This window comes from Flavobacterium sp. (assembly GCF_025352015.1).
Lineage (GTDB): Bacteria > Bacteroidota > Bacteroidia > Flavobacteriales > Flavobacteriaceae > Flavobacterium.
Map to the genome: position 1 here is coordinate 1 of NZ_JANXUG010000036.1, position 21,943 is coordinate 21,943.

A 21,943-nucleotide genomic window follows, 5' to 3' on the forward strand; every position below is an offset into this window, starting at 1 on the left:
TTAGAAAACACGATATTTAATCATTGATAATTATTCCGCAATAAAAAGTTGTGGTTTGATTAAAGATTAGAAAACACGATATTTAGGTATAAAATCGTATAACACCTACATAGGTTGTGGTTTGATTAAAGATTAGAAAACACGATATTTTAATTTATTACCTCCATTTACATCATAATGTTGTGGTTTGATTAAAGATTAGAAAACACGATATTAGTTGGCTTGTTATCTTCTAATAATCAAGTAAATAAAGTAAAATATCGTTTAAAAAAATGCTTCTTTTTTGGGTTGATAAGCCAATATTGAAGCATTTTTTTATTTCAAAACAATTCTAATTGTGTAGGTTGTGGCGCTTTTGGCACTTCGGCTTTGCCCCAAAAATTAAGAATATTTCCAAATTGTTTATCGGTTATTCGCAGCACACTTACTTTACCTAATGGTGGTAATAGTTTGTGAATTCTCTTTTCGTGTACATCGGCACTTTCGCCACTAGCACAATGACGGACATAGACAGAATACTGCATCATAGCAAATCCATCTTTCAATAAGTTGTTTCTAAATCCAGACGCATTTTTCTTGTCTTTTTTAGTGTCGGTTGGTAAATCAAAAAATACAAATAGCCACATAATTCTGTACGCGTTTAGCTCCATAACTTTGGATATTTTATTTTTTTCCAGTCACCTGTATAGCATTGTTGTAATGAACTAGCTGTTTTTTGTAACGCTACCATTAATGGACTTTTCTCTTCTTTAAAGTAAACCGTTCGGGTAAGTATTTGTAAAAGTTCGGCTTTAATGGCAGTATTTAATTCCTGCTCTTCAAAATTTTGCATAATCTCATATACTTTCTCATCAACGATAGGACGAAAAGGCTCCATTATATCATCTGCCAAGGCAAAAGCATTGTACTTGCTTTTATGATGAATGCCTAGTGTATTCAGTAAACCACTACCTGATAATGCTCTAGCAGTAGCAGCTCTGAGAATTGCATAACCATAATTCAGGAAGTTATTGGGATAATCCCCAAAGCGTTCTCTCTTAAACTTAATTTGCTTCGCCTGTTCACTATCGTTCGAGTCAAAAAATGATTTCCAATACTGGCTGGCTGCCACTCCTTCCATATTACTACTATCGCCACTTAATACTTTAGAGGCCAAAAACGGAAGGGAGTTTTTATCACCGGTAATCATTTCTAACAGTATCCCTTGGTTGGTTATTTTCTCAACAATAGTTTGTTGCCACAACTGTTTTTTTAAAGGAACACTAGCATCAATTTGATTTTTAAAAATTTCCTGTTGAATATGATGGCTTTTAAGGTTAAGAAACATTCCATTGGGTAGATGATTGTTTCCGCAAATAATAACTGAAGTATTGTTCTCAATCAATAAATTCATTGCCGGAATACTCAGAAATGTTTCTGAATTGTCAATGACTAGAAAACCAATATCTTCAATAGGTACTGTACTTTCTCTGATTTCCGACTTTAAAACGAGTTGTAGATTCTTTGTGGTAATAGTCGTTTTGTTTTCTACTAATAGTGTTCTTTTAATCATAAGCGTATTTATTTGATTATGAATGTTTTTCAGGTGGTATTAGTTTAATAAAAGTAAGTGTTTTATTTCTATAAATTGTAATTTTAAATAAAGATGTCTTCCAGTTTCATATCAAGTTTCATTTTCAAGTATTAAAGGTTAGAAATCAGTTGGACTAGAAATTTATTAAAAGAGGATAAGCTAAATTCAATAGCTAAAACAGTAATTTACATTCACTCTTCCTTTTAAAATAACTTATTAGGAGTAAATGAGTTGAAGAGGCATGAAAGAGATGCTTCTCTCGTCCTTCAGACGAGACAGCATGACAAGCTCGAACAGATAAAAGTTACTGCATACTGTGACTGTAAACTGTGACTGCCCACTAAACTTTTAAACCTTTAACCCCTTAAACTTTAAACTAATTTATATATTTGTCTGTCGATGTAGGTTTGAAACCAACAATCAACACCGACTTTAATTAAAATTAGTAAATATTTGAAATTAAAAGGAGGAAGCCCACTGGGCTTCAGGTAATCAAGATTTAGCTTGAAGCAGTATTGAACACAAGCATTTTTTAACTGAAAAAATAAATGAAAAACACTGATTATTTAAATTCCCCACGCATAGATCAAGTTGGGATTGAAGATAGGATTGCCAGAATTACTGCTCGAAGCATAAAAAAAGAATCAAAAATGCAGGGCCTGCTTATGGCTTTGAATATGATTGATTTGACTACATTAGAAGGCGCTGACACTGATGAAAAAGTAAAACAACTTTGCTTCAAGGCGCATCATTTACATGATGATATTCCGGGATTACCAACAACAGCTGCAGTTTGCGTATACGCAAATTTCGTAAAATTAGCAGTAAACGAACTCAAAGGAACTGGAGTAAAAGTTGCGGCAGTTGCGACGGCTTTTCCAAGCGGACAAGCGAGTTCCGAAATCAAATTACTCGATACAAAAATGGCCGTTGACGGCGGTGCTGACGAAGTGGATATGGTAATCAGCCGTGGCAAATTCCACAGCGGTGAATACAATTTTGTTTTTGATGAAATAGCCATGATAAAAGAAGCGTGTGGAAAAAATGTGAGATTAAAAGTAATTTTGGAAACAGGCGAAATCGGAACACTTGATAAAGTACGTCAAGCAAGTGATATCGCGATGCACGCCGGAGCGGATTTTATCAAAACCTCTACGGGCAAAATAAAACCAGCAGCAACCTTACCAGTAACTTTAGTAATGCTCGAAGCCATCCGCGATTATTATTATAAAACAGGAATAATGATTGGAATGAAACCCGCAGGCGGAATTTCAAATTCTAAATTAGCCCTACATTATTTATTAATGGTAAAAGAAACCCTGGGCGGAAAATGGTTAACCAATGAGTATTTCCGTTTTGGAGCCAGTAGTTTAGCCAATGATGTTTTGTTGCAAATCGTAAAACAAAAAACAGGTATTTACCAATCGAATGATTATTTTTCTAAAGTTTAACCTAATGAAAAAAACACATATAATAGATTTTAGTTCCGACTGGAAATTGGCTCCGGCACCAGAAAGCACTACCCATTTTAAGTTAAAGGAAACCTACGATTTGTTTATCAATGGTAAATTTGTCGCGCCAAAATCAGGAAAGTATTTTGACACTATCAATCCGGCAACGGAAAAAGTTTTGGCAAAAGTCGCGGAAGCAAATGAAGCTGATATAGATTCAGCAGTAAAAGCTGCCCGAAAAGCATACGATACAACTTGGTCAAAATTATCCGGAAAAGAACGCGGAAAATATATTTACCGAATTGCCAGAATCATTCAAGAACGCGCTAGAGAATTTGCAGTAGTTGAAACTTTAAACGGCGGAAAAGCCATTCGCGAATCACGTGATGTGGATGTTCCTTTGGCAGCTGCACATTTCTTTTACTATGCCGGATGGGCAGATAAACTGGGATATGCTTTCCCAAACAGAAAACCAAAATCGCTTGGCGTTGCAGGACAAATTATTCCATGGAATTTCCCGTTATTAATGGCGGCATGGAAAATTGCTCCGGCTTTAGCTGCAGGAAATACAGTTGTTATTAAATCTTCAGAAACGACGCCTTTGACTCTGTATTTATTGGCAGAAGTGATTCAGGAAGCAGGTTTGCCTCCCGGAGTTGTGAATATTGTTTCGGGAGCAGGAGCTACAGGTTCACACATCGTAAATCATCCCGATGTTGATAAAATAGCTTTTACGGGTTCAACAGCTGTGGGTAAAATTATCATGAAAGCCATTGCGGGAACTCCGAAAAAATCAACAATGGAATTGGGTGGAAAAGCAGCCAACATCATTTTTGAAGATGCAGCGTTAGACCAGGCAGTAGAAGGAATCGTAAACGGAATCTTCTTTAATCAAGGACATGTTTGCTGTGCCGGTTCACGTTTGTATGTTCAGGAATCAGTATTTGATGTTGTCGTTCAGAAATTGAAAGACAGAATGAACTCCTTATACGTCGGAGACCCATTGGATAAAAATACTGATATCGGTGCTATCAACTCCAAAAAACAATTGGACACAATCGCCAAATATATTGAAATCGGAATACAGGAAGGTGCCGAAATATATCAACCAGCCTGCGATTTACCATCGAAAGGTTTCTGGTGTCGACCAACAATTTTCACGAAAGTGAGCCAATCCAACAGGATTGCACAAGAAGAAATCTTCGGACCAGTTTTAGCGATTCAAACATTCAGAACGGTTGATGAAGTTATTGAAAAAGCAAATAATACACCGTATGGTTTATCAGCGGGAGTGTGGACAGACAAAGGCTCAAAAATCTTCAACATGACATCACAGCTACGCGCCGGAGTGGTTTGGGCGAATACCTTTAATAAATTCGATCCGGCTTCTCCTTTTGGAGGATATAAAGAAAGCGGCTTCGGTAGAGAAGGTGGTTTACACGGATTAGAACCTTATTTAAAATTTGAATAAAACCAACATCATGTCAAGATTAGAAGTTTTGAAAACCTATAAAATATATATCGGTGGAAGCTTTCCAAGAACCGAATCGGGACGTTATTATCCACTTATCGTTAACAAAAAAACAGTGGCCAACATGTGCCTGTCTTCTGTAAAGGATTTTAGGAATGCAGTTGTCGCCGCCCGAAATGCTCAAGGAAGCTGGGCGAACAAAACAGCTTATAACCGCAATCAGATTTTGTATAGAATTGCTGAAGTTCTCGAAGGTAGAAAAGCGCAGTTTGTGCAAGAATTGGAATTGCAGGGAAGTACCAAAGCAAATGCACAACAAGAAGTAGATTTGAGCATCGATCGCCTAATTTATTATGCGGGTTGGTGCGATAAATACACCCAATTATTCAGTACTGTAAATCCGGTTTCGGGAAGTTACTTTAATTTTTCAGTTTCGGAACCAACCGGAGTTGTGTCCGTATTTGCACCACAACAAAGTGGTTTGTTAGGTTTGGTTACTCAAATCGCATCAATCATTTCTGGCGGAAACACTTGTGTAGTATTGGCTTCTAAACAATTAGCCTTGTGCGCGGTTACTTTTGGAGAAGTATTGGTAACTTCAGATGTTCCTGGCGGAGTGGTTAATATCCTTACGGGAAATCAAACCGAATTACTAACGCAGTTTGCCGCTCATAAAGACGTGAATGCGATTTTATACTGTGGAAAAGATTCAGAAATCATTGCCAAAATCCAAGATTTAGCTATCGAAAATTTAAAACGTGTTGTGCTTCGCGAAGACGGAGATTATTTTAATGACAAACATGAATCTCCGTATTTGATTTATGATTTCCAGGAAACCAAAACAACTTGGCACCCCATTGAAGTAATAGCTGGTGCTGGAGCCGGTTACTAGAATAAAATTTAAGATTCTGCTACTGTTTTGGTAATTTTAATAAAATAATTTATAACCATCATACTTATAATTAAACCATTAAGGTATTAAGAAAATTAAGAAAATAAATCTTAATGAAACTTAATACCTTAATGATTTTTTGTGCCTTTTTGTGTTCAATTATAATTCAAAATAAAGACTTTTCAGCAATTTAACAAGCTAATTTTGAATTTACGTTACTGAAAATTATTAAAAATGAAAACAAACCGACTATTTTAACAAAATAATTGAATAATTATTTTTTTTATACCAATTAATTAATCAAATTAGCTGTCCTAAAATTTTTAATTTAACCAATAACAATACAAATTTTAATGAAATATTCACCAATTCAGAATTACATCGGAGGCAAATTTGTCGATGCTTCTACCACAAAAACAATGGATGTGATTTCACCTTTAGACGGGAACTATTTATCAACCGTTCCAATGTCTAATGCAAAAGATTTAGACGATGCAGTAAAAGCTGCTCAAGCTGCATTTCCCACTTGGAGTAAAACACCAATTAAGGAAAGAGTTCAGGTCTTTTTCAGATACAAAACCTTATTGGAAAAAAACCTAAAAGAACTAGCTGAACTTTGCAGCGAAGAAAACGGAAAAACATACGGCGAATCAGCAGCTGAAATAGAAAAATGTATCGAACTGACTGAGTTTGCTATTTCATTACCACAATTAATTACAGGAGAATTATTAGAAGTAAGCAAAGGCGTAGAATGTAGAACGGAACATGTTCCGCTAGGAGTTGTTGCTTCAATCGTACCTTTCAACTTTCCATCTATGGTTCCAAACTGGACGATTCCAAATGCAATTGCGTTAGGGAATTGCATGATTATAAAACCTTCCGAAAAAGTGCCTTTGAGCTGCGGAAGATTAGCCGAACTTTTAAAAGAAGCTGGGCTTCCTGATGGCGTTTTTAACATAGTTCATGGCGATGTTGATATCGTTAACGCTATCTGCGACCATCCAAAAATTGAAGCCGTTTCATTCGTCGGTTCTACCAAAGTAGCAAAGATTGTATACCAACGTGCGACATCCAATTACAAAAGATGTTTATCTCTTGGTGGCGCGAAAAATCACTTAATGGTGTTACCGGATGCAATTCCGGAAATGACCGCGCAAAATGTAGCAGCGTCCATGTCGGGTTGTGCGGGTCAGCGTTGTATGGCAGCTTCGGCTATGATTGGCGTTGGGAATGTTGATGCTATTGTTGCTAAAATTTGCGATGAAGCCCGAAAAATAATTCCAGGACAAAATCTTGGAGCAGTCATCAATAAAGAATCCCAAGAAAGAATCGAAAGTTATATCAGTCAGGCCGAAAAAGACGGTGCAAAAATTTTAGTCGACGGTAGAAACACCAAAGTTGCCGGAAAAGAAAAAGGAACTTATGTTGGACCAACCGTAATCGATTTTGTAACTCCTGAAATGAGTGTGGCTCGTGAAGAAATCTTCGGACCAGTAATCTCAATTATCCGCACCAAAACGGTAGACGAAGCGTTGGCGATTGAAAATGCCAATCCCTACGGAAATGCCGCCAGCGTTTTCACCCAAAACGGTGGAATGGCACGTTACATAATCGACAAAGCCAGCGCCGGAATGATTGGTGTAAACGTCGGAGTCCCGGTTCCAAGAGAACCTTTCAGCTTTGGAGGTTGGAACGAAAGTAAATTCGGCGTTGGCGATATCACCGGAAAAAGCTCCATAGAGTTTTGGACAAAATTGAAAAAAAGCACCATAAAATGGAATGCCGAGGCAGGCGTAAACTGGATGAGCTAAATTATTGATAATCTAATAAATAGTTAAAGATGAATACAGATACAATATCACAATCGCAACAAATACTTCAAGACAATTCGGATTTCACAATGTTTTCTTGGAGCAAACAAAAGGGCATAGCACCATTGGCCATTGAACATGCCAAAGGCGTTTATTTATATGACTACGATGGCAACCGAATAATCGATTTTAGTAGCGGATTGATGAACGTAAACATCGGTCACGGAAATCAAAGAATTACGGATGCTGTTGTTAAACAAATGCAACAAGTGTCGTATGTGACACCAAGTTGTGTGACTAAAGTTCGTGGTGATTTGGGAAAAAAATTAGCCGAAATCTGTCCAGGCGATTTGAACAAAGCGTTCTTCACTTTGTGTGGCGCAACGTCGGTTGATAATGCTATAAAATTAGCACGATTGTACACAGGAAGGCATAAAATCTTAACTCGATATCAATCTTATCACGGAGCATCAATAGGAGCCATGTCTGCTAGTGGCGATCCGCGAAAATTACCCGTTGATAACCAACAAGCACCAAATTTCATTCATATTGATATTCCTATCGCTTATCGTTGGGAATATGGACAAGAAAATTTACTGAAAGAAAGTATCGCTAGTTTAGAACGAATGATAGCTTTTGAAGGTTCAGGAAACATAGCCGCCATTATGTTGGAAGGCGAAAGCGGTTCATCAGGGTGTTTGAAATATCCAGTTGGTTATTTGAAAGCCGTACGTGAATTGTGCAACCAACATGGAATGCTGTTAATTATTGACGAAGTGATGAGTGGTTTTGGACGAACTGGGAAATGGTTCGGATTTGAAAATCACGGTATAATTCCCGATTTGATTTGTATGGCTAAAGGACTCACTTGTGGCTATTTGCCCTTTGGTTGTTTGATGGTTTCTGATCGAATTGCTGCAAAATATGACGACGTTGTTTTGGCTTTGGGCTTAACGTATTCTGCTCATCCGGTGGCGTGTGCCGCGGCTTTAGAAACTTTAAAAATCTATGAAGACGAAAAATTAATAGAAAACACACGAACTATTGAAACGTATCTCAATAGCAGAATCGAAGACTTAAAAAAAATCCATCCTTCTATCGGCGATTGGCGAAATACAGGTTTGCTAGGATGTTTAGAATTAGTCAAAAACCGAACGTCTAAAGAGCCAATGGCACCATTTAATGCCAAACCCGACGAAATGATTGTAATGAATAAAGTAGCGACCAAAATCAAAGAACTCGGCATGTACACTTTTGTTCGATGGGGATATGTTTTTATCGCGCCGCCATTGTGTATTACGAAAGACCAAATAGATGAAGGGTTAGCTATAATAAGCGAAGCATTGAAAATTGCGGACGCAGCTGTAATTTAAAAAGATGACCATTATGAAATTAAGCTTTATCATAACAAATTATGCTTAACATTCTTAATACCTTAATGTTTAAAAAAATCAATCTGTTTTACAAAAAATCAAACCAATGAATACAGATTCCTCTTTGTATAGCGAAGACTTGGCGCCAATTTCGGCTGAAAACCGAACTTGGACGACCTGGAATTACGCGGCACTTTGGATTAGTATGAGCTTGTGTATTCCAACATATATGCTGTCGAGTTCGCTGATTGAAGGCGGAATGAATTGGTGGCAGGCGATAATAACGATATTTTTAGGAAACACGGTGGTTTTAATTCCAATGATTTTAAACGGTCACGCCGGAGCCAAATACGGAATTCCATTTCCGGTGTTCGCTAGAGCAAGTTTTGGAACAGCTGGAGCTAATATTCCAGCGATGCTTCGGGCAATTGTAGCTTGCGGTTGGTTCGGGATTCAAACCTGGATTGGCGGATTTGCAATCTTTCAAATGACACGTCTGTGGATTCCATCAATAGAAACTTTACCACAAATTTTCCCTAATTCCTTCGGATTACAAACCGGACCCGCAATTTGCTTCATTCTGTTTTGGTTGTTGAATATGTATGTAGTGTATTTGGGAGTGGAAAGTATCCGAAAATTATTGGTTTTCAAAGCGTTCTTTCTTCCCGTTGCGGCTTTGGCATTATTGTTCTGGGCAATAAGTGCGGCTCATGGTTTAGGACCCATATTAAACACCCCATCAAAATTTACAAACACTACCGATTTTTTCCATTTCTTCTTTCCGGCTTTAACCGGAATGGTAGGTTTTTGGGCAACATTATCCTTAAATATTCCCGATTTTACAAGATATGCAACATCTCAAAAAGCGCAAATCAAAGGACAGATTTATGGTTTGCCAACTTCGATGACGTTGTTCGCTTTTGTTGGCGTTGTGGTGACATCGGCAACGGCAATTGTATTCGGAACCACGATTTGGGATCCGGTAGTATTAGCTGGAAAGTTTGATAGTAAATTATTGGTAAGCATCGCCATGATTGCCGTTGCCATTTCAACATTAGCAACAAATATTGCGGCTAACATTGTAAGTCCAGCGAATGATTTTGCCAATTTATCTCCATCCAAAATAAACTTCAGAAAAGGCGGTTACATCACAGGGATTATTGGAATATTAATATTTCCATGGAAATTAATCGCGGACCCAACAGGCTATATTTTCACTTGGTTAGTTGGCTATTCAAGCTTGCTTGGACCTGTGGGCGGAATCATGATTGTCGATTATTATTTGATCCGAAAACAAACGTTAGTGGTTGACGATTTATACAATACAAAAGGAATTTATTCTTTTTCAAAAGGATTTAATTTTAAAGCCATAATTGCTTTATTAATCGGAATTGTACCAAACGTTCCGGGATTTTTTACCACTATAAAAGTATTTCCTTCAGACTTGTTTCCAAGCTGGATAATAGGATTATACAGTTATGCATGGTTTGTTGGCTTTGCCTTTAGTGGATTTATCTATTGGTTATTAATGAAAAAAAAAGGATAATCATTTAAAATATAGAATTCAAAATTTAAAATAACATCAAATGAGTATTTTAATTAAAAACGGAAGAATTATAACCGCTACAGATGATTATGTAGCGGATATTTATATAGAAGGCGAAACGATTTCAGCTATCGGTAAAAACTTAAATGTTACTACCGATACCACAATCGATGCTTCAGGAAAATTAGTTATGCCTGGCGGAATTGATCCTCACGTGCATCTCGACATGCCATTCATGGGAACCTACAGCAGCGATAATTACGAAACCGGAACTCGTGCCGCTTTATTTGGAGGCACAACTACAGTCATCGATTTTATCCTTCAAACCCAAGGAAAAAGCCTGAAGTCAGCTTTACAGGATTGGAAAAGTAGAAGCGATAACAATGCCGTTGGCGATTACAGTTTTCACATGGCAGTGACCGATTTCAATAACGAAACCAAAAAAGAAATTCAGCATTTTATAGAAGAGGAAGGTATCACTTCGTTCAAAACATTTATGGCATACAAAGGAGCACTAATGATAGACGACCGCCAGATGATTGGTCTTCAGGAAGAAGTCAAAAAACATGGCGGTTTAATCAATGTGCACGCTACTAACGGAGATATGATTGATTACTTAATCCAAAAACATAGAGAAGAAGGGAAATTATCGCCACTTTATCATTATTTATCACAACCAGAAGTTACCGAAGCTGAAGCCAGCGAACGTTTTGTCGATATGATAAATTACACTGGCTGTCCCGGTTATATCGTTCATTTAACTTGTGAAGGCGCATTGAATGCGGTTCGTAATGCAACGAGACGAAATCAAAATCTATTTGTTGAAACTTGTATTCAGTATTTGATTTTGGATGCGAGTTTGTATGAACAAAACTTCGAAGGTGCCAAATGGGTGATGTCACCACCACTTCGTGAAAAGAAAGATCAGGAAACATTATGGGCAGGATTAAATCAGGGATTGGTACAAGTGGTTGCAACCGACCATTGTCCGTTTATGTGGGAACAAAAACTGATGGGTAAAGATGATTTCTCTAAAATCCCAAATGGACATCCAGCGATTGAAAACAGAATGGAACTGCTTTTCAGCGAAGGTGTAAACAAAGGCAGAATCACTCTGAATAAATTTGTAGAAGTAGCTTCAACCAATGCAGCCAAAATCTTTGGAATGTTTCCAAAAAAAGGAACAATCGCCGTTGGTAGCGATGCCGATATTGTCTTGTTTGATGCCAATGAAAAACATACACTTTCAGCAAAAACACACCACATGAATGTTGATTATAGCGGCTACGAAGGATGGGAAGTAAAAGGAAAAGTGAAAACCGTTTTGCTTCGCGGGCAAGTAGTAATCGACAACAACGAATGTAAAGTACAAAAAGGTTACGGCCAATTTGTAAAACGAAATAAAGTACAAGGAAAAATATAATCCTATGGCAAGAATAGTAAAATCAGGCCTAATTCAATTGAGTTTAGCCAAAACCGAAGGCGAAGGTACAATTCTAGAAATTATGGAAGCAATGTTGCAAAAACACATTCCATACATTGAGGAAGCGGGTAAACAAGGCGTTCAGATTTTGTGTTTCCAGGAAATCTTCAACACACCGTATTTCTGTCCGGGACAAGATAGTGCCTGGTATGCTTCTGCAGAAAGTGTTCCTGGTCCAACCACAGAACGAATGGCTAATTATGCCAAAAAATACGACATGGTTATTGTCGTTCCGGTTTACGAAAAAGACCAAGCGGGCGTTTTATACAATACTGCTGCTGTCATCGATGCTGACGGAACCTATTTAGGCAAATACCGAAAAAATCATATTCCGCAAACGGGTGGTTTTTGGGAGAAATTCTTCTTTAAACCTGGCAATTTAGGGTATCCTGTTTTTCAGACAAAATACGCTAAAGTTGGCGTTTACATCTGCTACGACAGACACTTCCCTGATGGAGCAAGATGTTTGGGATTAAATGGCGCTGAAATAGTTTACAATCCTTCAGCAACAACAGTAGGGCAATCCCAAAATTTATGGAAGCTTGAACAACCTGCACATGCCGTTGCCAATGGCTATTTCATGGGTTGCATCAATCGTGTCGGAATTGAAAAACCATGGAATCTCGGACGCTTTTACGGCACCTCCTATTTCGTGAATCCATTAGGCGAAATTTTTGCCTGCGCTTCTGAAGATAAAGATGAACTTTTGGTAGCCGAATTTGATTTAGACCTAATCGAGCAAATTCGAGGCAAATGGCAATTCTACAGAGACAGAAGACCTGAAACCTATGGTGAGATTACTGCACCTTAAAAAATAATTATGTTGAATGTTAAATGCTAAATGCAGAATGAAAAGATATTTAACAGACACTATTAACCATTCGCTATTCGCCATTCAAAATTCATCATTCAAAATTTAACATATATAGAAATATGAGTATTAAAAATAACCGCCTAACCACAGCCGAATATCAGGAAAACTTTGCCGATATTCATCCACCTTTTGAAACTTCAGACGCGGCGTTAACAGATGCGAATCGTTGTCTGTTTTGTTACGATCCGCCTTGTATGAAGTCGTGTCCAACATCCATAAACGTTCCAAAATTCATCAAACAAATAGCCACAGAAAACCTTAAAGGTTCGGCACATACCATCTTTGCTTCCAACATTATGGGTGCGGGATGTAGTAAAGTGTGTCCGGTAGAAAAATTATGTGAAGGTGCTTGCGTTTATAATTTGATGCACGAAGAACCAATTAATATAGCTCGTTTGCAACGCTATTCTACCGAAAAAGCGATGGCAAATAAATGGCAGTTATTCGACAGAAAACCGTCTAAAGGGAAACGGGTTGCCATTATTGGTGCCGGTCCGGCAGGATTAAGTTGCGCACACACCTTGAGTCGTGAAGGTATCGATGTAACGATTTACGAAAAAGAAGCTAAAGGCGGCGGATTGATGACTTACGGAATCGCAGCCTATAAAGTAACGCCTGAATTCTGCGAAGATGAGGTAAATTATATCACATCTATTGGCGGGATTGATATCAAATATAATCAAGAATTTGGGAAAGATATTACGTTAGAACAACTTCAAAAAAACTACGATGCGGTTTACATGGCATTCGGTGTGGGATTGGCACGTCAGTTGGATATTCTGGGAGAACATTTAGAGGGTGTGGAAGACGCAATTAAATTCATTTATGAATTGCGCGATAACGATTATTCTAAAATTGCTGTTGGCGATAAAGTAGCCGTAATCGGAATGGGAATGACTGCTATCGATGCGGCGACTCAAGCAAAAAGATTAGGTGCATCTGATGTGACTTTAGTATACCGAAGAACACAAGCCGAAATGCCATGTACTCAAAAAGAATTAGACATTGCCAAATTAGATGGTTGTAAAATCATTTGGTTGGCCTCTCCAAAAGAAATCATCGGCAACAATGGGAAAGTTTCCCAATTAGTTTGCGATGTAATGAAACTCGGCGAACCAGATTCCAGCGGAAGAAGAAGCCCAGTAGTTTCTGGCGAAACATTTACGCTTGATGTGGATATGGTGATCAAAGCCGCCGGGCAGATGCCTTTTACATCTTTGGTCAACGATAATAATATCGAAAACAATAATGGAAAGGTTGCTGTAAGCGGAAAATCAGCGGCTAAAATTGCCGGAGTTTTTGCTGGTGGCGATTGCGTAAACGGCGGACGCGAAGTCGTAGATGCTGTTCAGGCTGGTAAAGACGGAGCAGCAGCAATATTGAAATATATGATTGGACCAGATTACATCATCGAATCCGAATTAAAACCAACCTTTAATAATTAGAAATATGGCAGATATATCAACAGATTTTTTAGGTATAAAATCTCCCAATCCATTTTGGTTAGCCAGCGCGCCACCAACAGATAAATTAATCAATGTGGTTCGTGCTTTTGAAGCAGGTTGGGGAGGCGTCGTATGGAAAACATTGGGTTCGCAAGTCAAAAACGTTTCCTCTCGTTATTCTTCTGTGAATTATGGGGGAAAACGTATGATGGGTTTCAATAACATCGAATTAATCAGCGACCGACCTTTGGAAATAAATTTAAAAGAAATATACGAAGTCGTAAAAATGTTTCCGGACAGAGCAATGATTGTTTCGCTTATGGCGGACAACGACCGAAAATCGTGGCATGATTTAATCATGAAAGCAGAAGATGCCGGAGCAATGGGATTTGAATTAAACTTCGGATGTCCTCACGGAATGACCGAAAGAGGCATGGGAGCAGCCGTTGGCCAAGACCCAGAAATTGCCAAAATGGTAGTCGAATGGGTAATGGAAAAAGCAACAATTCCCGTAATTACGAAGCTTACACCTAACGTACATTCGGTAGTGCCAACAGCGCAGGCGGCGGTACGAGGCGGAACAAGTGCATTGAGTTTAATCAACACCATTCAAAGTGTAACCGGAATCGATTTGGATACTTTGGTTCCGAATCCATACGTTGCAGGTAAAAGCGTATTCGGGGGCTATTGCGGTCCGGCTATAAAACCAATTGCCTTAAAAATGCTAACAACGGTAGCGCAAGATCCAGTCGCTTCGAGAGTTCCAGTTTCAGGAATTGGTGGCGTTAGCACCTGGAAAGATGCGGTTGAGTTTATGCTTCTAGGCGCAACATCAGTACAAGTTTGTACTGCAGCCATGAATCACGGTTTCCGAATAGTTGAAGATATGTGCGAAGGATTAAGCAACTGGATGGACGAAAAAGGATTCGAAAAAACCACTGACTTCATTGGAAAATCGGTAGAAAAAATCACCCATTGGGAGGATTTAGACATCAACTATCACCATATCGCCAAAATCGACCAAGACAAATGCATCCACTGCGGACTTTGTTACATTGCTTGCGAAGACACTTCGCACCAATCAATTAATGTCGAAAGAGGAAATCCGTATAACAATTACACTGTAAAAGAAGAAGAATGTGTGGGCTGTAATTTGTGCAAATTGGTTTGCCCGGTCGATGCCTGCATCACTATGGAAGAACATAGAGTCGCTCCAGAATATGTAAACTGGAAAGACTGGCAAAGAGAAGGGCGTCCGTTGAACGATCATTAATTTTTGGGCGTGCCCCTTCGGGTCGGGCTTTCCGTTGCAATCTTTTTTGAAAACAAAAAAGGATTTCCACTGCAATCCCTCACGCAAACGTTCAATTTTAAAAGGAAATTAAATGAAAATAAACGCATCAAGGCTTCAATCTTACTTTGAAGCCATGTCCGAAATCGGAAAAATAGGGGAAACCGGAACCTGTCGACCAGCGCATACTGCATTGGAAAAACAAGGTTTTGAAATCGCCTCCTCTTGGATGAAAGCAGCCGGAATGTTAACTCGCATCGATAATTTCGGAAACCTTATAGGAAGACTCGAAGGCAAAAACCCAGACTTATCCGTTTTAATGATGGGATCGCATCTCGATTCACAACCCTATGGCGGAAGATTCGATGGGGTTGCCGGGGTTTTGTGCGCGATTGAAGTAGTCCGAACATTACACGAAAACCGAGTTGTCCCAGAAAGGCCAATCGAAGTTATTTCGTTTGCCGATGAAGAAGGCTGGCGTTTTAACAAAGGTTTATTCGGTTCACGCGGAATTTTAGGTAAACTAGAAGAAGGCGAACTCCAAAGAAAAGACCAAGACGGAATTACACGCGAACAAGCATTAAAAGATTTCGGTTGCGATATCACAAAGTTCAAAGAATCGGAATACATACTGGGAAGCATTTTTTGCTTCTTGGAATTACATATCGAACAAGGTCCAGTTTTAGATATGGCGCATAAACCAATCGGGGTTGTTTCGGGAATTTCTGGACCATTGTGGTGGACAGTCAAACTCAAAGGAATGGCTGGTCACGCAGGTTCGGTTCCGATGCCAATTCGAAAAGATGCTATGGTTGGTGCTGCCGAAATCATTGTTGCATTAAACGAAATTGCAACACAAGTTCCGGGAAATCCAACTGTGGGAACCGTTGGAACTTTGAATGTTTTCCCAGCTTCGCGAAATATAATTGCCGAAGAAGTTACGATGACTGTCGACTTACGCGATATTGATCTAGACAGAAGAAACCGCTATGAAAAACAACTACGTGACAAAATAGAATTGATTACAAAAAAACATAATTTGACATATTCGATTTCAGAAGATACCAAAAGCGATCCGCGTTACTGTGCTGATTGGATTAAGGAAATCATTCATTCTGAATGTAAAAAACTGCAGTTAGATGAAATCGAATTAATGAGCGGACCATTTCACGACGCATTAGCACTTTCTTATGTATGTGATTACGGAATGATATTCGTGCGTTGCAAAGACGGCATCAGTCACAATCCTTTAGAGTATTCATCATATGAGGATTTGGCGCTTGGTGCGAATGTTTTATTAGGTACAGTAATAGAAGTTTTGAAAAAATAATACCAACTAAAATTACAAGCCATTCAGCTAGCCATCTCGTTTTTCAACGAGATGACATTTTTCACACTGAACTTGTTTCAGTGTCTTTCAATAAATAGTATCTTTACTTTTCCAACCCAAAACTATGTCCAATAAAGACGTCAAAATACTTCACCTTGACAGCAATCATCCTTTGTTGTGGGAACAATTAGAAAAAGCAGGTTTCCAAAACGAAGTCGATTTTACTTCCTCCAAATCAGAAATTGAAAATAGAATTCACAACTATCAAGGCATTGTCATCCGTAGCCGATTCAAAATTGACAAGGAATTTATAGATAAAGCTACTAATTTAAAATTCATCGCTCGCGTTGGTGCTGGTTTGGAAAGTATTGATTGCGACTACACTATTTCAAAAAACATCCATCTCATCGCTGCTCCTGAAGGCAACCGGAATGCGGTTGGCGAACATGCATTAGGAATGCTTTTATCTTTAATGAACAAACTTAATCGCGCTGATAAATTGGTTCGTGAAGGCAAATGGATACGCGAAGGAAATCGCGGTTATGAATTGGAAGGTAAAACCGTCGGATTGATTGGTTATGGAAATATGGGGAAATCATTTTCCAAAAAATTGCGTGGATTTGATGTTGAGGTTTTGTGCTACGATATCTTGCCAAATGTTGACGATGAAAATGCAAAGCAAGTTTCATTGTCCGAATTACAGGCTAAAGCCGATGTATTGAGTCTGCATATTCCTTGGACGATCGAAACAGATAAGATGATAAACACCAGTTTCATCAATGCTTTTGCTAAACCATTTTGGTTTATCAATACCTCACGCGGAAAAAACGTAGTGACAGATGATTTAGTTTCAGCATTAAAATCAGGGAAAATTCTCGGTGCAGGATTAGACGTTTTGGAATACGAAAAATTATCGTTTGAAAATCTATTTATTGATGCCGAAAAACCCAAAGCTTTTGAGTATTTACTCCAATCTGAAAATGTTTTGCTAACTCCACATATAGCGGGCTGGACATATGAAAGTCATCAAAAACTAGCGCAGGTTATTGTGGATAAAATCAAGAAATTATATTAGCAATCGCCATTTAAGAAAAATAAAACTGAACTTTGGGAACCCATAGATAGTGCTTTATAATATTTTTTTATATTTTAGACGAAACAAATTAACATAACCAAAACAATTACAAATTTTATGGAATCACAAAAAATTGACATGTTTATGATGATGAACGCAAAGTATTTTGAAGGTCATCATCTTAATGCCATTAGAGAAAAATTACTGACTTTGGAAGATTCAAGATGGGGACTCGCACAAACTATGCAATTTAAAGACCCAACAACAGCGTTGATTATTTCTATAGTTGGTGGCGGGCATTTAGGAATAGATCGTTTTTATATAGGCGATACAGGTTTAGGAATAGCAAAATTACTTACATGTGGTGGTCTAGGAATATGGACAATAATAGATTGGTTCCTAATTATGGCTGCTACTCGTGAAAAAAATTTGGAAGTATTTCAAAACGCATTGTATTAATAAATGACTAGAAATAAGTTATATTATTTATTGCTTATAACTTGTTTTACAGGATTTATTTATTTTTTATACAACAATCAAAGTTTACCCAATGAAACCGTTCGGGTTTGCCTATTCAAAAATGTTACATGCTATCCGTGTCCTTCTTGTGGAACCACTAGAGCTATAGCGTTACTTTTGGAAGGGAAAATTACAGCATCTTTATTAATGAATCCGTTTGGGATTATTGTATTAATAATGATGATTCTAATGCCTATTTGGATACTTGTAGACGTTGTGTTAAAAATGGATACTTTTTTTAATTTTTACATTAAAACTGAACTTTTAATCAGAACTAGATGGCTAGCAGTTTTTTTAATTATACTAGTTCTATTTAATTGGACTTGGAATATATACAAACATTTATGATACAAGAAACAACTTTTGCTTATAAACCAGGCGAACACGAGCGCGAAAAAGCATCCAATAGTTATTTGATGTCTTTGGTTGCACTCATTGCGGGATTACCGCTGCCAATTATTAATTTGCTGGCAACTTTTTTCTTTTATTTAGCCAATAGAAAAAGCACATATTTTGTGCGTTGGCATTGTACCCAAGCGTTATTTTCGCAAATGGCGTTGTTAGGAATTAACAGTGCCAGTTTTTGGTGGACGGTTTCTATTATTTTTACAGATGAAAAAGTGAGCAACAAATACTTTGCTTATATTTTTAGCGTCATTTTATTTAATTTGTTAGAGATATTGTCTACTATTTATGCTGCCATTCAAGTTCGAAAAGGGAAACATGTTCAATTTTTTTTCTTCGGCAATCTTACTAACTTAATTTGCAGACCACGATGATTAATAAAACCATTATTCAAGCAGCAGTTATTATATCAACTTTTTTTCTAATATGGTTAGGATTTTCCCAACTCGATTTTATGAAGTTTTTTAAGGTAGGTGAGCGAACTGCTAACGTAGAACATAAACTTGGCGATATGATTTGGCATCAAATTGAAGATACCGAAGAGATAATTACCAATGATACCATTATAAAATCGTTGGATAAATTGTTAAAACCAATCTGCGATGCTAATAACATTAACCGAGATTCTTTAAAAATTCACATTATAAAAAAAGATGAAATCAATGCTTTTGCGTTGCCCAATAATAATCTTGTAGTTTACACAGGATTAATAGAAGATTGTAAAAAACAAGAGGCATTACAAGGTGTCCTCGGACATGAAATAGCACATATAGAAAACCATCATGTGATGAAAAAACTATCCCAAGAAATTGGTTACTCGGTATTATTAGCCGCAGCTGGTGGATCAAATGGAGCTCGTATAGCAAGAGAAATTCTGAAAACACTTTCATACTCTGCTTATGGTCGATCACTTGAAAAAGAGGCCGATATTGCGAGTGTGAAATATATGATTAAAGCCAATATTGATCCTATACCAATGGCAGATTTTATGTATCAAATGGAGCAAGATAGGCGCATCAATAAAAATATGTATTGGATTTCAGACCATCCAGAATCGGAACAACGTGCTAAATATATATTGGATTTTATCAAAGGAAAGAAATTGGAAAGTAAATCTACAATTTCCTACGTTGACTGGAAAATTTTTCAAGAACAAGTAAAAGCCGAATAATAACAAAGCAACTTATAGAGTTGCTTTGTTATTTATAATTCTTCTCTTTCCGTTCCAACTCTGCCTGAAACTCCTCCATAACTGGCTTCATAGTACTTTGTGGAATGTCCGCAATGCGAATGTACATCAATCCGTCAATAGCATTGTTGAATAACGGGTCTACATTAAATGCAACCAAACGCGCGTTTTGTTTGATGTATTTTTTTATCAATACAGGAAGCCTTAAATTCCCGGGTTCTAGCTCATCGATAATTTTATCAAATTTATTCAAATCGGCCTCGGCTGCATCAAAAATAAAATCCTTGTCGGCATCTTTTAATTTTACTTTAAATTCTTTTTTGGGATGAATATATTGTGCAATGTAAGGATCATAGTAATTAGATTTCATAAACTCAATCATTAATGATTTGGAGAAATTGGTAAACTGATTGCTAATACTCACACCTCCAAGCAAGAATTTATGTTCAGGATAACGCAAGGTTGTGTGAATGATTCCGCGCCACAATAAAAACAAAGGCATAGGTTTTTGCTGGTATTCTTTAACAATAAAAGCTCTCCCCATTTCGATAGATTGTTTCATCATTTCGTGCAATTCTGACTCAAACCTAAATAAGTCATTCAGATAAAAACCGTCCATCCCATATTTTGGGAAAATTTCTGAACCTAATCCCATTCGATAAGCGCCAGCAACACATTTTGTGTTGTCATCCCACAAAAACATGTGATGATAATATTGATCATATTTGTCTAAATCAATAGGTTCATTTGTCCCTTCACCCACCTCACGAAAAGTAATTTCTCGCAATCTTCCTATTTCATGCAAGATATTCGGAATAGTATTGGCCTCGGTGAAGAACACTTCGTAGTTCTTACTTTGAAAAAATCTAGAATCAGAAGCTCTCAACTTTTCAACTTCGTCCAGCATTTTTTCATGATTTGCAGGGAAAACAATTTCTTTTGGGGCTTTTGGAGTTTTTAAATTTAGGTTTAAATTTAAGTTCTGTGAACTTAATAACTTATTTTCTTCATTGAAAGAATTGGCCAACATATAGGTCTTTTTTCTCAAAAATTCGGAATACTCCTCAATACTTTTATGTTCATTTTGTTCGCTAACCGAAATAGGTTTGCCAATACGAACTTTTATTACTCTGCCTTTTTGTGTTAGCAATTCCGAAGGTAATTTTGCAGTTCGTAAGGTGGGATTTATTTGAGATAGAAGATAAAAAAAGCGACTGTTTTTGGCATGAAAATAAATGGGAATTACAGGCACTTGTGCTTTTCGTATTACTTTAATGGCGCCTTCTTCCCAAGCTTTATCTACAACCAATTGTCCATCTTTATAGGTAGAAACTTCGCCAGCAGGAAACATTCCAAGTGGTTTTCCGTCGCTTAAATGACGCAAGGTTTCCTTAATTCCTATCACGCTAGATTTAGCGTCTTTATGATTTTCAAAAGGATTTACAGGCATGATATACCGTTTCATAGGCTCAATACGATGCAATAAGAAATTGGCAATAATTTTGAAATTAGGTTCTCTTTCCAGCATTAATTTTAATAAAAGAATACCATCAATTCCTCCCAAAGGATGGTTGGAAATGGTGATGTAAGCACCGTCTTTGGGCAATCGTTTAAAGTCTTCTTCGGGAATTTCAAATTTAATCTGCAACTCGTCCAAAATCGCATTTAAAAACTCGATTTCATTTAAATGTTTATTTCGGTCGTACATTTTGTTGAGCGCAGAAATTTTTAAAGCTTTCATGAGCAACCAGCCACAAAAAGTTCCGAAAAATCTATATTTATCAACGTTAATCGCTTTGGCAACTTCTTTGGCAGTGACTAAACCCATGTATAACTTGTTATTTGAACAAGAAACAAAGATAGTAATTCTAGTGAATTGTCGATTGTAGAACAACGATTTTTGATTGCAGAAGTTTATTGGATTACTAAATCAAAAATCGTTAGTTTCGTAGTATAAATTTATATTTGTTTTTAACTACTTTTGAAAAAAATCGTAACAACACTTCATGAAAATTATTTCATACAACGTTAATGGCATTCGTGCCGCCATTGCAAAAGGATTTTTAGATTGGTTACAACAAGCAAATCCCGATGTGATTTGTCTTCAAGAAATAAAGGCTACCGAAGATCAAATCCCAACAGATGCTATTACAACGGCGGGTTATCCGTATCAATATTATTTTTCGGCACAAAAAAAAGGGTATAGCGGTGTGGC

The 21,943-nt window shown here is 37.4% G+C and carries 20 protein-coding genes; 17 read left to right on the forward strand and 3 right to left on the reverse strand.

Annotation, left to right across the window (positions count from 1 at the left end):
• Positions 1 to 320: 320 nt before the first annotated feature.
• Entirely contained in the window at positions 321 to 650 is a 330-nt protein-coding gene (cas2, locus tag Q0Q96_RS03595) for a CRISPR-associated endonuclease Cas2 (protein ID WP_293871856.1), read from the reverse strand.
• A complete protein-coding gene (gene cas1 / locus Q0Q96_RS03600) occupies positions 641 to 1,552 on the reverse strand; it encodes a type II CRISPR-associated endonuclease Cas1 (protein WP_293871859.1) in 912 nt (303 codons plus the stop codon). Before cas1 ends, cas2 begins: the two co-directional genes overlap by 10 nt.
• Before the next feature lie 569 nt (positions 1,553 to 2,121).
• On the opposite strand from cas1, the gene deoC reads away from it, so the two are divergent.
• The 16 genes from deoC to Q0Q96_RS03680 all read left to right on the forward strand — a co-directional run bounded on the left by deoC (position 2,122) and on the right by Q0Q96_RS03680 (position 19,710).
• Positions 2,122 to 3,024 carry a deoxyribose-phosphate aldolase gene (deoC, locus tag Q0Q96_RS03605; RefSeq protein ID WP_293871861.1) on the forward strand — a complete coding sequence of 301 codons (903 nt, stop codon included), beginning with the start codon at positions 2,122 to 2,124 and terminating at the stop codon, positions 3,022 to 3,024.
• A gap of 4 nt (positions 3,025 to 3,028) precedes the next feature.
• A complete protein-coding gene (locus tag Q0Q96_RS03610) occupies positions 3,029 to 4,495 on the forward strand; it encodes an aldehyde dehydrogenase family protein (RefSeq protein WP_293871863.1) in 1,467 nt (488 codons plus the stop codon).
• Positions 4,496 to 4,505: 10 nt separating this feature from the next.
• A complete protein-coding gene (locus Q0Q96_RS03615; RefSeq protein ID WP_293871864.1) occupies positions 4,506 to 5,387 on the forward strand; it encodes an aldehyde dehydrogenase family protein in 882 nt (293 codons plus the stop codon).
• Between the two features lie 353 nt (positions 5,388 to 5,740).
• Positions 5,741 to 7,198: a CoA-acylating methylmalonate-semialdehyde dehydrogenase gene (locus Q0Q96_RS03620; protein ID WP_293871865.1), complete on the forward strand. Its 1,458-nt coding sequence runs from the start codon at positions 5,741 to 5,743 to the stop codon at positions 7,196 to 7,198.
• Positions 7,199 to 7,227: 29 nt separating this feature from the next.
• Positions 7,228 to 8,571, forward strand: a complete 1,344-nt coding sequence (locus tag Q0Q96_RS03625; RefSeq protein WP_293871866.1) for an aminotransferase class III-fold pyridoxal phosphate-dependent enzyme — start codon at positions 7,228 to 7,230, stop codon at positions 8,569 to 8,571.
• A 106-nt stretch (positions 8,572 to 8,677) separates the two neighbouring features.
• On the forward strand, positions 8,678 to 10,117 hold the full coding sequence (locus Q0Q96_RS03630) for an NCS1 family nucleobase:cation symporter-1 (RefSeq protein WP_293871867.1): 1,440 nt from the start codon (positions 8,678 to 8,680) through the stop codon (positions 10,115 to 10,117).
• Between the two features lie 40 nt (positions 10,118 to 10,157).
• On the forward strand, positions 10,158 to 11,540 hold the full coding sequence (gene hydA / locus Q0Q96_RS03635) for a dihydropyrimidinase (protein WP_293871868.1): 1,383 nt from the start codon (positions 10,158 to 10,160) through the stop codon (positions 11,538 to 11,540).
• A gap of 4 nt (positions 11,541 to 11,544) precedes the next feature.
• On the forward strand, positions 11,545 to 12,411 hold the full coding sequence (locus Q0Q96_RS03640) for a nitrilase-related carbon-nitrogen hydrolase (protein ID WP_293871869.1): 867 nt from the start codon (positions 11,545 to 11,547) through the stop codon (positions 12,409 to 12,411).
• A gap of 122 nt (positions 12,412 to 12,533) precedes the next feature.
• Positions 12,534 to 13,919, forward strand: a complete 1,386-nt coding sequence (locus Q0Q96_RS03645; protein ID WP_293871870.1) for an NAD(P)-dependent oxidoreductase — start codon at positions 12,534 to 12,536, stop codon at positions 13,917 to 13,919.
• Between the two features lie 4 nt (positions 13,920 to 13,923).
• Positions 13,924 to 15,192, forward strand: coding sequence for an NAD-dependent dihydropyrimidine dehydrogenase subunit PreA (gene preA / locus Q0Q96_RS03650; RefSeq protein ID WP_293871871.1), 1,269 nt, complete (start codon positions 13,924 to 13,926; stop codon positions 15,190 to 15,192).
• A gap of 112 nt (positions 15,193 to 15,304) precedes the next feature.
• Positions 15,305 to 16,540 (forward strand): M20 family metallo-hydrolase, encoded by a 1,236-nt coding sequence (locus tag Q0Q96_RS03655; protein ID WP_293871872.1) that lies wholly within the window; start codon positions 15,305 to 15,307, stop codon positions 16,538 to 16,540.
• A gap of 124 nt (positions 16,541 to 16,664) precedes the next feature.
• Positions 16,665 to 17,615, forward strand: a complete 951-nt coding sequence (locus tag Q0Q96_RS03660) for a 2-hydroxyacid dehydrogenase (RefSeq protein WP_293871873.1) — start codon at positions 16,665 to 16,667, stop codon at positions 17,613 to 17,615.
• A gap of 117 nt (positions 17,616 to 17,732) precedes the next feature.
• Positions 17,733 to 18,074: a TM2 domain-containing protein gene (locus Q0Q96_RS03665; RefSeq protein ID WP_293871874.1), complete on the forward strand. Its 342-nt coding sequence runs from the start codon at positions 17,733 to 17,735 to the stop codon at positions 18,072 to 18,074.
• Between the two features lie 3 nt (positions 18,075 to 18,077).
• Positions 18,078 to 18,482 (forward strand): DUF2752 domain-containing protein, encoded by a 405-nt coding sequence (locus tag Q0Q96_RS03670; protein WP_293871875.1) that lies wholly within the window; start codon positions 18,078 to 18,080, stop codon positions 18,480 to 18,482.
• Entirely contained in the window at positions 18,479 to 18,913 is a 435-nt protein-coding gene (locus Q0Q96_RS03675; protein WP_293871876.1) for a DUF4870 domain-containing protein, read from the forward strand. The genes Q0Q96_RS03670 and Q0Q96_RS03675 overlap by 4 nt, the downstream gene beginning before the upstream one ends.
• Positions 18,914 to 18,993: 80 nt before the next feature.
• On the forward strand, positions 18,994 to 19,710 hold the full coding sequence (locus Q0Q96_RS03680) for a M48 family metallopeptidase (RefSeq protein ID WP_293871877.1): 717 nt from the start codon (positions 18,994 to 18,996) through the stop codon (positions 19,708 to 19,710).
• A 28-nt stretch (positions 19,711 to 19,738) separates the two neighbouring features.
• Here the strand turns inward: Q0Q96_RS03680 and Q0Q96_RS03685 are convergent, their stop codons facing one another.
• Entirely contained in the window at positions 19,739 to 21,556 is a 1,818-nt protein-coding gene (locus Q0Q96_RS03685; protein ID WP_293871878.1) for a lysophospholipid acyltransferase family protein, read from the reverse strand.
• A 178-nt stretch (positions 21,557 to 21,734) separates the two neighbouring features.
• Between Q0Q96_RS03685 and Q0Q96_RS03690 the strand changes: the two genes are divergently transcribed.
• A partial coding sequence (locus Q0Q96_RS03690; protein WP_293871879.1) for an endonuclease/exonuclease/phosphatase family protein occupies positions 21,735 to 21,943 on the forward strand: 209 nt, incomplete at its 3' end.

Coding starts and splice junctions, on each gene's coding strand:
- Q0Q96_RS03645 (WP_293871870.1), top strand. CDS start 12,534: ATGAGTATTAAAAATAACCGCCTAACCACAGCCGAATATCAGGAAAAC.
- Q0Q96_RS03640 (WP_293871869.1), top strand. CDS start 11,545: ATGGCAAGAATAGTAAAATCAGGCCTAATTCAATTGAGTTTAGCCAAA.
- Q0Q96_RS03630 (WP_293871867.1), top strand. CDS start 8,678: ATGAATACAGATTCCTCTTTGTATAGCGAAGACTTGGCGCCAATTTCG.
- Q0Q96_RS03660 (WP_293871873.1), top strand. CDS start 16,665: ATGTCCAATAAAGACGTCAAAATACTTCACCTTGACAGCAATCATCCT.
- hydA (WP_293871868.1), top strand. CDS start 10,158: ATGAGTATTTTAATTAAAAACGGAAGAATTATAACCGCTACAGATGAT.
- Q0Q96_RS03615 (WP_293871864.1), top strand. CDS start 4,506: ATGTCAAGATTAGAAGTTTTGAAAACCTATAAAATATATATCGGTGGA.
- Q0Q96_RS03685 (WP_293871878.1), bottom strand. CDS start 21,556: ATGGGTTTAGTCACTGCCAAAGAAGTTGCCAAAGCGATTAACGTTGAT.
- Q0Q96_RS03680 (WP_293871877.1), top strand. CDS start 18,994: ATGAAGTTTTTTAAGGTAGGTGAGCGAACTGCTAACGTAGAACATAAA.
- Q0Q96_RS03610 (WP_293871863.1), top strand. CDS start 3,029: ATGAAAAAAACACATATAATAGATTTTAGTTCCGACTGGAAATTGGCT.
- Q0Q96_RS03665 (WP_293871874.1), top strand. CDS start 17,733: ATGGAATCACAAAAAATTGACATGTTTATGATGATGAACGCAAAGTAT.
- deoC (WP_293871861.1), top strand. CDS start 2,122: ATGAAAAACACTGATTATTTAAATTCCCCACGCATAGATCAAGTTGGG.
- cas2 (WP_293871856.1), bottom strand. CDS start 650: ATGGAGCTAAACGCGTACAGAATTATGTGGCTATTTGTATTTTTTGAT.
- preA (WP_293871871.1), top strand. CDS start 13,924: ATGGCAGATATATCAACAGATTTTTTAGGTATAAAATCTCCCAATCCA.
- Q0Q96_RS03655 (WP_293871872.1), top strand. CDS start 15,305: ATGAAAATAAACGCATCAAGGCTTCAATCTTACTTTGAAGCCATGTCC.
- Q0Q96_RS03620 (WP_293871865.1), top strand. CDS start 5,741: ATGAAATATTCACCAATTCAGAATTACATCGGAGGCAAATTTGTCGAT.
- Q0Q96_RS03625 (WP_293871866.1), top strand. CDS start 7,228: ATGAATACAGATACAATATCACAATCGCAACAAATACTTCAAGACAAT.
- cas1 (WP_293871859.1), bottom strand. CDS start 1,552: ATGATTAAAAGAACACTATTAGTAGAAAACAAAACGACTATTACCACA.
- Q0Q96_RS03675 (WP_293871876.1), top strand. CDS start 18,479: ATGATACAAGAAACAACTTTTGCTTATAAACCAGGCGAACACGAGCGC.
- Q0Q96_RS03670 (WP_293871875.1), top strand. CDS start 18,078: ATGACTAGAAATAAGTTATATTATTTATTGCTTATAACTTGTTTTACA.